The organism is Micromonospora sp. NPDC049891 (assembly GCF_040660295.1).
GTDB lineage: Bacteria > Actinomycetota > Actinomycetes > Mycobacteriales > Micromonosporaceae > Micromonospora.
Window position 1 is genome coordinate 228,884 of the sequence record NZ_JBFAML010000003.1, and the last position, 12,329, is coordinate 241,212.

Below are 12,329 nucleotides of genomic sequence, written 5' to 3' on the forward strand. Positions count from 1 at the left end.
ACCCTCAGGCGGATTCCAGTGCCTCACCTAGTCCTTTTGCCAGCCCGGACAGGTGCTGGTCGGCCAGCAGGTGCCCGGCCGTGATCACCAGCGCCAAGGGCCACTCGATCACCTGGAGCGCGGTCAGTACCCCGATGCCGGCGTAGTACGTGAGCTTGTCCGGCGGCGGCACGGCCACCTCCCCCAGCCAGGGCACATTCACCCGGCGGGTGAACATCTGCAACGACTCCCGGGTTCCACTGAGCTGTCGTGTCAGCGCACTCATCTCGCCTCCCCCCGTACCGATGACGCCCACCCCGGATTCCTCCACCGCCGCCGTCCATGCCCGCCCGAGCAGGAAACTTTCCCCAGCTCCGACGGGCATAAGGGACGTCCGGCCGGGAAGCCAGGCCGCCGGGCACGAACGGTAGGAGGCGAAATGCGGTTTGGCGCCGTCGGAGTACCTCCGGTTGTGGGCGCCGCCTCCCGCAGCGTCGGTGCCGCCGCCACCCGGCTCGCCCGCGCGGCCGGGCTGACCAGCCGGCGGGTGTGGTCCCGCCCCGGCCGGCACCACATCGAGGTCCACGGCGTCTGCCAGGACGGCGGCGACACCCTCGCCCGCCAGGTCGAGACGGCCTTGGAAAGGATGCCGGGAGTGAACTGGGCGCGGGTCAACGCGCCCTCCGGACGGGTGGTCGTCGCCGTCGACACACCGGGACCCAAGGTACGCGAACTGGTCGCCACCATCGCCCGGGTGGAACGCACCTGCCCGCACGAACCCGATCCGGAGATCCCGCCGCCGCACCCACCCGAGGAAGGACCACGCACCCCACGTACCCTCGGCGCCCTCGCCTCCGACGCGCTCGGCCTGACCATCTCCGCGGCCACCCGGATCCTGCCCGTCACGCCGGTCCCCGGTGAGGTCTCCGGACTGCTCAGCGCCATCGACCTGCACCCGAAGCTGCACGCCCTCGCCGGTCTCGGACTACGCCGCGACCCCCGCGCCGACCTGCTCTTCCCGCTCGCCGAGGCGGTGGTGCAGGGCCTCACCGGCGGATGGACGGGGATAGTGCTCGACGGCGCACAGCGGATCGTCCAGTGGGGAGAAGGGCTGGCCCAGTTGCGAGCCTGGGAGAAGGCCGAACCCCGGCTCACCGGCGAACCCGATCGCGCCGTCGCCCGGACACCCGCGAACGAACGACCCTGCCCGAAACCCGACGGCTCCGTCGAGCGGTACATCAACCGGATGCTCACCGGCGGCGCGGCCGCCTTCGCCGCCGCGACGCCAGTGGTCGGCCCGAAACGGGCCGCCGCCCTCGGCCTGTCCGCGCTACCCAAGGCACCGGGCAGCGGACGAGAGGGGTACGCGGCCCAGCTCGGCCGAATTCTCGCCCGACGCGGCGTCATCGCGATGGACCGCAGCGTGCTCCGCGAACTCGACCGCATCGACACGCTGGTGCTGGACGCCCGGGTCCTCGGCTCCGACCGGGGTGTCCTGGCCGACCTGGCCCCGCTGCCCGGCGTCGACACCTCCCAGGTGGCCGCCCAGGCGTTCACCCTCTTCGAACCGACCGCGCCGAACGACGTACGTCACCTCGACGGCTGGCGGCTCGGCCCGCTGGACCGCCTCGACGCGCGGGACCCCGGCGACACCGACGACAGCCGGCGGCTACGCGAACGCGGCGGCACCCTGCTCGGCCTGGCCCAGGCCGACGCCCTCTCCGCCGTGCTGCGGGTCGAACCGGAGCCGGCACCCGGCGTCGAAGCCCTGCCGACCGTCGCCCGGCAGGCCGGCCTACGACTCGTCGTGGCCGGCGGCGACCCGGAACGGCACGCCACCGCCGACGCGCTGGTACCCGGCGACGACCACCTCACCGAGTCGGTACGTACCCTGCAACGTGAGGGCGCGGTGGTGATGCTCGTCTCCGGCGACCGGTCCGCGCTCGCCGCGGCGGACTGCGGACTGGGCCTCGCCGACCCGGACGACCCCCCACCATGGGGGGCACACCTGCTGGTCGGCACCGACCTGCGGGTCGTCGCCCTGATCATCGAAGCGGCCGGGGTGGCCCGACGGATGACCGCGCAGAACCTGCGCATCGGACTCGCCGGCACCGGCCTCGGCGCACTCGGTGCCTTCACCGCCGACCCGGCCCTGCTGCCCGGCCGTACGCTCGCCTCGGTGAACGGTGCCGCCGCGCTGGCCTTCGCCCACGGCGTGTGGCGGGCCGGTCGGCTCACCGAAGGGACCACCGCACCCACACCCGCGATCACCGCCTGGCACCTGATGCCGGTGACCACTGTCATCGACCAGCTCGGCACGGACCACGACGGGTTGACCGAGGCCGAAGCCCAGCGACGACAGGCCAACCGCCCAGGTGAGACGGCTGGCCCGGGCGGCCTGCTCCGCGCCTTCGTCGACGAACTCGCCAACCCGCTCACCCCGGTGCTCGCCGCCGGGGCGGTGCTCTCCGCCAGCTTCGGCTCGCTCGTCGACGCCGCCCTGGTCGGCGGGGTCGTCGGAGCGTCCGCGCTGGTCGGAGCGGTACACCAGCGCAACACCGAGAAGTCGCTCGCAGAGTTGCTGTCCCGCTCGGCGGTGACCGCCCGGGTCCGCCGCGACGGGGTCGAACGGGTGGTACCCGCCGACGACCTCGTCCCCGGCGACGTGATCGTGCTCGAATCCGGCGACGCCGTACCGGCCGACTGCCGGGTGTTGAAATCCGTCGGACTGGAGGCCGACGAGTCCTCCCTCACCGGTGAGTCGCTGCCGGTCACCAAGACCGACCAGCCGGTGGTCGCCGCCGCCGTGGCCGAACGCTCCTCCATGGTCTACGAGGGGACAAGCATCGCCGCCGGCCGTGGCGACGCCGTGGTCGTGGCCACCGGCACCGACACCGAGGCCGGCCGCAGTCTCGCCCTGGCCGGGCAGGCACCACCGGTCAGCGGAGTCGAAGCCCGCCTGGGCAAACTGACCCGCACCGCGATCCCGCTGGCCGTCGGGTCGGCGGTCGCGGTGGCCGGCGCCGGGCTGCTGCGTGGCGTACCCCTGGCCCAGACGGCCGCGACCGCCGCGAACCTGGCCGTCGCCTCGGTGCCCGAGGGACTGCCGTTCCTGGTCAGTGCCGCCCAGCTGGCTGCCGCCCGGCGGCTCGCCGAACACGGCGCACTGGTCCGCAACCCGCGCACCATCGAGGCTCTGGGCCGCGTCGACGTGCTCTGCTTCGACAAGACCGGCACCCTCACCGAGGGCCATCTGATGCTGACCGGAGTGGGCGACGCCGACTCGTACGCCCCGCTTGAGCAACTCGACGGCCGGCTGCGACGCACCCTGGCGGCGGCGTTGCGCGCCACCCCGGCGGCCGACGACCCCGAGGAACTTTCCATGCAGACCGACCGGGCGGTGCTGCGGGGCGCCCGCGCCGCCGGTGTCACCGAACAGGACGGGGCGCCCGGTTGGCGGGCCGCCGGTGGTCTGCCGTTCGAACCGTCGCGCGGGTACCACGCCACCGTCGGCGAGACCGACGGTGGGTTGCTGCTGAGTGTCAAGGGCGCACCGGAGGCGGTACTGCCCCGCTGCGCCGCGAACCGCGTCGCCGGACGCGACGAGCCGCTCGACGACGCGGGGCGGGCCGAACTGCACCGGCTGCTCGGCGAACGGGCCGGCGCCGGCCACCGGATCCTCGCCGTCGCCGAATGCACAGTCGCCGACCCGGACATCACCGACGAGGGCGTACGCGGTCTGGTCTTCACCGGCTTCCTGGCGATCGCCGACGGGGTACGCGCCAGCGCCGCGCCAGCCGTCCGCCGGATCCGTCAGGCAGGCGTGCACACCATCATGATCACCGGGGACCACCCGGCAACCGCCGAAGCGATCGCCGCCACCATCAGCGACGGAGACGCACAACGGGTGGTCACCGCCACCGAACTCGACCAACTCGACGACACCGCCCTCGCCGAGCGGCTGGCCGGCACCGACGTGGTGGCCCGCTGCACTCCCGCGCACAAGGTCCGCATCATCCAGGCGCTGCAGAAGTGCGGGCGTACCGTGGCGATGACCGGCGACGGCGCCAACGACGCACCCGCCATCCGGCTGGCCGACGTCGGCATCGCCCTCGGCCAACGGGGCACCCCGGCGGCCCGCGCCGCAGCCGACCTGGTGGTCACCGACGACCGGCTGGAAACCATAATCGCCACCCTCGTCGAAGGCCGAGCGATGTGGTCCTCGGTACGCCACGCGCTCAGCATCCTCGTCGGCGGCAACCTCGGTGAGATCGCGTTCAGCGTGCTGACCGCCGCCGCCACCGGCCGGGCCGCGCTCAACGGACGCCAACTGCTGCTGGTCAACCTGCTCACCGACCTGGCACCCGCGCTGGCCATCGCCGTACGGCCACCCGGCGGCGACCACGCCGACGGACTGCTCCGCGAGGGCCCGGACAGCTCCCTCGGCCAGACCATGACCAAGGAGATCGGCCTGCGCGCCGCCGCCACCACCCTCGGTGCGACCACCGGCTGGACGCTGGCCCGCTACACCGGCACCCGGCGACGCGCCGGCACCGTCGCGCTCGTCTCCCTGGTCGGTACGCAACTCGGCCAGACCGTGCTGGCCGGCGGCACCAGCCCGACCGTGCTCGCCTCCACCGCCGCGTCCTTCGGCGTGCTCGCCGCGGTGGTGCAGACCCCCGGGCTGAGTCAGTTCTTCGGCTGCACCCCACTGGGACCTGTCGGCTGGACCGTCGCCACCGGATCCGCACTCGGGGCCACCCTCGCCAACGGCGCCCTCACCCGGATCGTCGCGCGGCTCCCGCAGGCCGCCGGCGAACCGGTCGAAGGCGAACACACCGGCGGGGAGCAGGCCGGCGGTGAGCAGGCCGGACGTGGCCGGGCCGACGACGAGCGGGCCGGCGCGGGCTCGGCCGGCCCAAGCCCAGACCGACCACGCGACCCTGCACACCATGGCTAACCGTTGCCCGGGCTGTTACTCGCGGCACCGGTATGTCACACCCCGCCCAGCCGGCCGCCGTACCTGACCCACGCCGGCGACCCGTTGCAGAGGCGTCCCCCGCACCTGATCGGCCGGCGCCGTCATCGGCACCGCCGCAGCGGCCCGTCCGGCATCAGGCGGCGGGATCCCAGGTGGCGGCGGCGCGGCGCAGCCGGTCGTTCACGGCCCGGCCCACACCCGTGTCCGGTACCGGCTCCGCGACGATCTCGGCCACCCCGACGGCGTCCAGTCGATGCAGCGCGTCGAAGAGGCGGGCCGCCGCCTCGGTCAGATCACCGGAAGCGGAGAGCACCTCCACCGCCGCCCAGCCTCCCGCCGGCCGGTCCCGGAACGCCAGATACCCACGATCCGCACCGCCGGCACCCGCCAGCTCCGCACCGGACACCAACCGCAGCGGCGTACGCGGCGCGTAGTGCGCGGCCAACGCGCCCGGCGCGACCGGCTGCCCCGAGCTACCCGGCCGCACCGTCGCCGGGCCGGTCACCTTCTCCAGTTCCTCGACCGGCAACGCACCGAGTCGCAACACCACCGGATGGTCGCCCCGGGCGTCCACGATCGTCGACTCGATCCCACACCGGCTCGGCCCACCGTCGAGCACCACGTCCACTGCCGCACCCAGCCCGCGCACCACGTGCTCGGCACGGGTGGGACTGAGCTGACCGAACCGGTTCGCGCTCGGCGCCGCCACCGGAACACCGGCAGCGGCGATCAACCGCCGAGCGTGCTCGTGGTCCGGCACCCGCACCGCCATGCTGTCCAGCCCGGAGGTGACAATCGGCGGGATCTCGTCGGGTCGGTCCACGATGAGGGTCAGCGGCCCCGGCCAGAACCGGGCCGCCAGCGCCGCCACGGCCGGCGACACCGGACCCACAAGCGGTTCCAGGTCCGCCGCGTCGGCGAGATGGGTGATCAGCGGATCGAAGCTGGGCCGTTGCTTGGCCTCGAAGATCCGGGCCGCCGCCCGCGCGTCCAACGCGTTCGCGCCAAGCCCGTAGACGGTCTCCGTCGGAAAGGCCACCAACCCACCCGTACGCAGCACGGCGGCCGCCTCGCCGAGGTCACCGTCGGCAGGCAGGACGCGGGGAGTTCCGATGCTCACGCTCCGACGCTAACCTGCCGCTGGTCGGCCGGACCACGCTCCCCCGGCGGCGCGGTGCCCGAGGACCGGCGCCAAATGCCAGAATCCGGCAGTGCAGACGGTTCAATTCCTGGAATCGTGCCGCGGCTGCGGTACGGACGCGAGCTGACCGGCTCTACAACGTCTTCGAGAATTACAACAGGCTCTCCCGTGGCGCGTAGCGGGCATCGATGACGAAAGTCGGGCACATGCGAAGACTCCTTGTAGCGGTCAGTGTGAATCTTCTCCTGGGGGTCCTGGCCGTCGTGCCGTTGTTCCTGATCTGGTACGCGCTGTCCAACGGGCCCCTGGCCGCCCTCGGATGGACGCGGCCGGAACCGACCGAGAACGATGGGATGCTGATCTGGTGGCTCTTGGCCGCCGTGACGTTCGGCGGCTTCGCCTCGATCTGGGGCCTGGTAAACGTGTGGGCACGCAGCCGGGTGGCCGTCTCGGGATCCCGCTACTGGCCTGCCTGCATGGCTGCGTCCCTGGTGCCGTTCTGCGTCATTCTGCTTCGATGACGCGGAAGGTAAGATCATGAATTGCCGGTTGACTCGGCGAACCGTTCTCCGAACCGCCGCCGTCACGGGCGCGACCACCAAGTGCCGCTGACCTGCTCGACGTGCCGCCCGCCGCCGATCTCGGACCGCCTTCGTCAGTTGGCTTGGCGGTACGGACGGCTGTACTCGGACGAAGATCGTCCAAGGAAAGTGCTGGTGGAGCCCAGGGGACTCGAACCCCTAACCCCTGCCTTGCAAAGGCAGTGCTCTGCCAGTTGAGCTAGGGCCCCGTCGCGGCGCTACCGCCACCGGTCGGAGCGAACGCTGTCAGCGCAGGTCCGGCGAGGTGGTCGCCTCGTGCCAGAGAGCGCGCTCGTCGTTGGCTTCCTTGACCTTCTTGGCCACCACCGCGGCCACGCCGACGACACCGACCAGGATCAACAGCTTCTTGAACATCGGGGCTGCCCCTTACGCTCGACGTGCCGTCGGACCATGTGCGGTGGGGCTAGCTGGAATCGAACCAGCGACCTCAGAGTTATCAGCTCTGCGCTCTAACCGACTGAGCTATAGCCCCGCGTAGCGACGAGCAAGGTTAACCCATCCGCCCAGCGCCCCCCAAATCGGGGCCAGGCCCGCCAGTCACCCCGCGTCGCCCCCTGAACCTACCCGAGTACCGGGGGCGGGTACACCGGGTTAACGCGCCCGCCACCACCCCCGACGGCCCCCTCACCCCGGGTGCGGCATCTCGTGCGAACCCAGCCGCCGAAGAGGCCCGCTCGCGGCATCCCGCGCGAACCGAGCCGCCGGTATGCGGCATCCCCGCTCAGGCACCGCCGGTACCACGGGTACGGAAACGCCGGCCCGCACCACCGGAAAGGCTGGCGCGGGCCGGCGTCGGAGATCTTGTCAGTCCCGCTCGGCGAGGGTCAGTTCGATGCCGCCCACCAGGTCGGCGCAGACGTTGTAGACGAACGCCCCGAGGGTGGCGAGTGCGGTGAACAGCACGACGTTGACCAGGCCGATCAACGCCGAACTGAAGATCACACCGCGGGCCGTGATCTGGAAGCCCTCGGTGCTCTGTCCACCACCCGCGTTGACCAGGTCAGCGAGGCTGTCGTTCACGCTGGTGAACACGCCCATCGCGTCCAACGCCAGGTACAGCACCGAAGTCGCCACGACGATGACGATGAACAGCACCACCGACACCGCGAAGGCGAACTTCATCACCGACCACGGGTCGATCCGCTTCAGGTTCAGCCGGGCCCGGCGCGGTCCGCGCGAGGCGGCCGAGCTGACCGAGGTACGCGCGGCGCGTACCGCCTCACCGACCCGCGCGGCACCCACCGCCGTGCTGACCCCCGGAGGCAGCCCACCACCGTTGGCCGGACGACCGAACCCGAGCGGCCGGGTGGCGTCCGGCTTCGGACCGGCCCCGGTCACCCGGGGCTGGGTGCCGGTCGTGCCGGTGCTGGCCGCCGGAAGGACCCCGGTGGTACCCGGGGAAGGCTTGCCCGCAGGTGCAGCCGTCGACTGGGGAGGCGACGGCTTGCCGACGGAGGTCGTGGTGACGTCCGTGGTGCTGCCGCCTTCGGTCACCTTCTCCTCGGCGGCGTCACCCTCCGGCTCGTCTGTCGCCTTGTCGGGTGGTGGGGCCATACCGGGAGCCCGGGTGAATTTCGGGGCAGGCGCATCGGCGGGGACGGTGGCCCGACCCACGGCCGCGCGGCCGGTCGTTGGCGTGCCGCTCTTCGCGGCTTCCTCGTCGACCGGGTTGGCCGAGGTCCCCGCGTTCCCCGACTTCGCCTGTGTCTCCGTCATTCAACTAGTCCTGTTCGTCAGGCTCGTCGGCATTGCGAGCAATCGCCACGATAGTCACGCCGTCCGGAAGGTCCATCAGCTTGACCCCCATTGTGTTCCGGTCACGCGTACGGCGTACAGGCTTCACCGGAGTCCGGATGACGCCACCGTTGCTGGTGATAGCGAACAGCTCATCGTCCGGGTCGATCACGACAGCGCCGACCAGACCACCGCGTCGTTCGGTGATCTTCGCAGTCAGCACACCCTTACCTCCCCGGCCCTGCACCGGGTATTCCTCGATCGGAGTACGTTTCGCGTATCCGCCGTTCGTGGCCACCAGAACGTCCAAACCCTCGCGGACGACCTCCATGGCCAACAGCTCATCTTCCTCACTGAAGCGCATGCCGATCACTCCGGAGGTCGCCCGACCCATCGGGCGCAGTGCCTCGTCCGTGGCGTTGAACCGGATCGCCTGGGCGTTCTTGGAGACCAGCAGCAGGTCGTCGGTGGGGCCGGCGAGCGCAGCACCGACCAGCTCGTCCTCATCGCGCAGGTTGATCGCGATGATGCCGCCGGATCGGTTGGAGTCGAACTCCTCAAGCCGCGTCTTCTTCACCAGGCCGTTCTTCGTCGCCAGGACCAGGTAGGGAGCCACCTGGTAATTCGGGATCTCGATGATCTGTGCGATCTGCTCGTCCGGTTGGAAGGCGAGCAGGTTGGCCACGTGCTGACCCTTGGCCACCCTACTGGCCTCCGGGAGCTCGTACGCCTTGGCCCGGTACACCCGTCCCTTGTTCGTGAAGAACAGCATCCAGTCGTGCGTCGAGCAGACGAAGAAGTGGCTGACGATATCGTCCTGCCGCAACGTGGCGCCACTGACGCCCTTGCCGCCCCGCCGCTGGGAACGGTAGAGATCAACCTTGGTCCGCTTGGCGTACCCGGTCCGGGTGATCGTGACGACCACGTCCTCCCGCGCGATGAGGTCCTCCATCGAGACCTCGCCGTCGAACGGGATGATCTTGGTGCGTCGCTCGTCGCCCCACTTGGCGACGATCTCCCCCAGTTCCTCCGAGACGATCCGACGCTGCCGCTCCGGCTTGGCCAGGATGTCCTTGAGGTCGGCGATCTCCACTTCCAGCTTCGCCAGGTCGTCCAGGATCCGCTGCCGCTCCAGCGCGGCGAGCCGGCGAAGCTGCATGTCCAGGATCGCGGTTGCCTGGATCTCGTCGATCTCCAGCAGCCGGATCAGACCCTGCCGGGCGTCCTCCACCGTGGGCGAGCGCCGGATCAGGGCGATCACCTCGTCCAGCGCGTCCAGCGCCTTGGCCAGACCGCGCAGAATGTGCGCCCGCTCCTCCGCCTTACGCAGCCGGAACGCCGTCCGCCGCCGGATCACCTCGATCTGGTGCTCGACGTAGTAGCGGATGAACTGCGCCAGGTTCAGCGTGCGCGGCACCCCGTCGACGAGCGCCAGCATGTTCGCGCCGAAGGTCTCCTGAAGCTGGGTGTGCTTGTAGAGGTTGTTCAGCACCACCTTCGCGACCGCGTCGCGCTTGAGCACCAGCACGATCCGCATGCCGGTACGCCCGGAGGACTCGTCGCGGATGTCGGCGATCCCGCCGAGCTTGCCCTCCTTGATCAGCTCCGCGATCCGCTCAGCCAGGTTGTCCGGGTTCACCTGGTACGGCAGCTCGCTGACCACGAGCGCCGGGCGACCCCGCTTGTCCTCCTCCACCTCGACCACGGCGCGCATCCGGATCGAGCCACGGCCCGTGCGGTACGCGTCCTGGATGGCGGACTGGCCGACGATCAGGCCGTGGGTGGGGAAGTCCGGGCCCTTGACGATCTCCAGCAGCGCTTCGAGGGTGTCGGCCTCGTCGGCCTCCGGGTGCTCCAGGCACCACTGCACCGCCGCGCCGATCTCCCGCAGGTTGTGCGGCGGGATCTTGGTGGCCATGCCGACCGCGATGCCCTCGGAACCGTTGATCAGCAGGTTCGGGATCCGCGACGGCAGGATGGTGGGTTCCTTGGCCCGGCCGTCGTAGTTGTCCTGCAGATCGACGGTGTCCTCGTCGATGTCCCGCAGCATCTCCATCGCCAGCGGGTCGAGCTTGCACTCGGTGTTGTGGCTGACGAATCCGTCGGAGACGAACGAGTGGTCGTCGGTGTCGACCCGGATGCTGTAGACCGGCTGCACACCCGCGTCCGCGACCTCGGCCACCTCGGCGTAGTAGAAACGCCCGTCGACGAGCGGCTCGACCACGTCGAGCACCTCGGTGTTGGTGATCCGGGCGGCGATCTCGTCGCGGTCCCGCTCCCACCGCTCGACCCGGTCCACGTTGTGCCGGCGCAGCCAGTCGCGCTCGGTCCACCGGCTCGCGCCGTGTTCGCGGATGAAGTCACCGACCAGCGGCACGTGATCGCTGGAGAGCGCGGTGCTGCTCGCCGGCACCGAAGCCAGCTCCGCCTCCAGCTTGGCCTGCTTACGGCCGAGGAAGCCGACCTGGGCGGCGAAGATCCGCGCGTCGCGGCGGTTGGTGATGACGACCTTGATCTCGCCGTTGTCGTAGCGGCACTGCTTGCTGACGACGCCGAACTCCAGCAGCAACTGCTGGACCTCGCGGGCCAGTCGCTCGCTGCGGGTGGAGTAGCTGATCTGGATGGAGTTCCGCGGCAGCAGCGAGGACGAGCCGTCGCCCTCGAAGATCGCCTGGAGGAAGGCCCGCTTGATGGCCGCCGGCCCCTGCCAGACGAACTCCGGCACGAACTTGCCAGCGCTACGCGCACCGACCATCTCGCCGAGGACGCTGGCCCGCAGCGCGGTGAGGTCCTGGACGTCCAACTCGTGCAGCCTGCTGCCGGAAGCGATCGTCCGCTCGCTGATGTAGCGGGGGCCGCCGACCGCGAGGTCGTAGGCAGCGAGCACCCGGACAAAGAACTCGCGATCGATGTTGTTGAACCCAGCGCGGCTCTCGGAGACCCACCCCTCGCTGACGAAGGCACCGGCGAGGACTGCGGCCTCGACGTGCTCCAGCATCGGGTAGCCGATCTCGTCCGGCACGCTGCGCTGGAGCACCACCCGGTCACCGGGGGAGATCTCGGCGAGCAGCTTCCAGAGCAGGGTCGGCACGCCGGCCACGTCCACCAGGCAGAGCACCGGGTGGTTGTGGGTACCGGTCAGCTCGTACCCCTCGCGGGTGCGCAGCCGCAGCGTCGGGTGCTCACCGGAGTGGAAGAACTTCGAGGCGTGGACCGGGTCGCCGTTGCGGTCGCGGACCTTGAGGTCGATGTCGGTCTCGCTGCTCGCCGCCGCGCCCGGCACCACATCGCCGATCCGCATACTGCCGTCGAGAGTCCGAATACGGACATTTCCGATCAGACAATACCTCATCGCCGCGGCCGGATCATTACCGGGCGAGCCGAAGTTGCCGTTGCCGTCGACCAGGGGGTAGCGCAGCGACCAGGGCTGGGCCATCCGGACCAGAGCGTCGTAGATGGCCGAGTCGCCGTGCGGGTGGAACTGGCCCATCACGTCGCCGACGACCCGGGAGCACTTCACGTAGCCGCGGTCCGGGCGGTAGCCGGAGTCGAACATGGCGTACAGGATCTTGCGGTGGACCGGCTTGAGCCCGTCCCGGACGTCCGGCAGCGCCCGCCCGACGATGACGCTCATCGCGTAGTCGAGGTAGGAGCGCTGCATCTCCACCTCGAGCCCGACGGGCTCGATCCGGTCGTGCGAGACGACGGCGGCCAGCGCCTCGGGGACCTCGGGCTCGTTAGGTGTGGACTCGGGGGAATCGGTCACTGTTAACCCTTATCAGACTGAGAGTCGCTTTTGTGCTGTGGATAACGGCTGTGGATACCGGCCAAGTTGTGGATAACTCTGTGGACCGGCAGCCGGGCCGGCAGTGGAGATCCGGCCCGGCTGCCA

General features: G+C 70.7%; 7 protein-coding genes and 2 tRNA genes. 2 read left to right on the plus strand and 7 right to left on the minus strand.

The window, feature by feature from the left end:
- Positions 1 to 4: 4 nt before the first annotated feature.
- Positions 5 to 265, minus strand: coding sequence for a hypothetical protein (locus AB0I71_RS06470; protein ID WP_204023033.1), 261 nt, complete (start codon positions 263 to 265; stop codon positions 5 to 7).
- 153 nt (positions 266 to 418) lie between these two features.
- On the opposite strand from AB0I71_RS06470, the gene AB0I71_RS06475 reads away from it, so the two are divergent.
- Positions 419 to 4,939 carry a cation-translocating P-type ATPase gene (locus tag AB0I71_RS06475; RefSeq protein WP_357582210.1) on the plus strand — a complete coding sequence of 1,507 codons (4,521 nt, stop codon included), beginning with the start codon at positions 419 to 421 and terminating at the stop codon, positions 4,937 to 4,939.
- Positions 4,940 to 5,093: 154 nt separating this feature from the next.
- Here AB0I71_RS06475 and AB0I71_RS06480 read toward each other — a convergent pair whose 3' ends face one another.
- On the minus strand, positions 5,094 to 6,056 hold the full coding sequence (locus AB0I71_RS06480; RefSeq protein ID WP_357582358.1) for an L-threonylcarbamoyladenylate synthase: 963 nt from the start codon (positions 6,054 to 6,056) through the stop codon (positions 5,094 to 5,096).
- Between the two features lie 251 nt (positions 6,057 to 6,307).
- Between AB0I71_RS06480 and AB0I71_RS06485 the strand changes: the two genes are divergently transcribed.
- Positions 6,308 to 6,622 carry a hypothetical protein gene (locus AB0I71_RS06485; RefSeq protein WP_357582211.1) on the plus strand — a complete coding sequence of 105 codons (315 nt, stop codon included), beginning with the start codon at positions 6,308 to 6,310 and terminating at the stop codon, positions 6,620 to 6,622.
- Positions 6,623 to 6,815: 193 nt separating this feature from the next.
- Here AB0I71_RS06485 and AB0I71_RS06490 read toward each other — a convergent pair.
- The 5 genes from AB0I71_RS06490 to gyrA all read right to left on the minus strand — a co-directional run bounded on the left by AB0I71_RS06490 (position 6,816) and on the right by gyrA (position 12,203).
- Positions 6,816 to 6,891: transfer RNA gene (locus tag AB0I71_RS06490), tRNA-Ala, on the minus strand.
- A gap of 37 nt (positions 6,892 to 6,928) precedes the next feature.
- On the minus strand, positions 6,929 to 7,057 hold the full coding sequence (locus tag AB0I71_RS06495; RefSeq protein ID WP_210936323.1) for a DLW-39 family protein: 129 nt from the start codon (positions 7,055 to 7,057) through the stop codon (positions 6,929 to 6,931).
- 44 nt (positions 7,058 to 7,101) lie between these two features.
- Positions 7,102 to 7,175: transfer RNA gene (locus AB0I71_RS06500), tRNA-Ile, on the minus strand.
- 332 nt (positions 7,176 to 7,507) lie between these two features.
- Entirely contained in the window at positions 7,508 to 8,419 is a 912-nt protein-coding gene (locus tag AB0I71_RS06505) for a DUF3566 domain-containing protein (protein WP_357582212.1), read from the minus strand.
- Between the two features lie 4 nt (positions 8,420 to 8,423).
- Complete coding sequence (gyrA, locus tag AB0I71_RS06510; RefSeq protein WP_357582213.1) at positions 8,424 to 12,203, minus strand: intein-containing DNA gyrase subunit A; 3,780 nt, start codon at positions 12,201 to 12,203, stop codon at positions 8,424 to 8,426.
- Positions 12,204 to 12,329: the final 126 nt, after the last annotated feature.

Excerpts from the sequence above, each read along its gene's own strand:
- AB0I71_RS06470 (WP_204023033.1), bottom strand. The coding sequence starts at position 265 with ATGAGTGCGCTGACACGACAGCTCAGTGGAACCCGGGAGTCGTTGCAG.
- AB0I71_RS06475 (WP_357582210.1), top strand. The coding sequence starts at position 419 with ATGCGGTTTGGCGCCGTCGGAGTACCTCCGGTTGTGGGCGCCGCCTCC.
- AB0I71_RS06485 (WP_357582211.1), top strand. The coding sequence starts at position 6,308 with ATGCGAAGACTCCTTGTAGCGGTCAGTGTGAATCTTCTCCTGGGGGTC.
- AB0I71_RS06495 (WP_210936323.1), bottom strand. The coding sequence starts at position 7,057 with ATGTTCAAGAAGCTGTTGATCCTGGTCGGTGTCGTCGGCGTGGCCGCG.
- AB0I71_RS06505 (WP_357582212.1), bottom strand. The coding sequence starts at position 8,419 with ATGACGGAGACACAGGCGAAGTCGGGGAACGCGGGGACCTCGGCCAAC.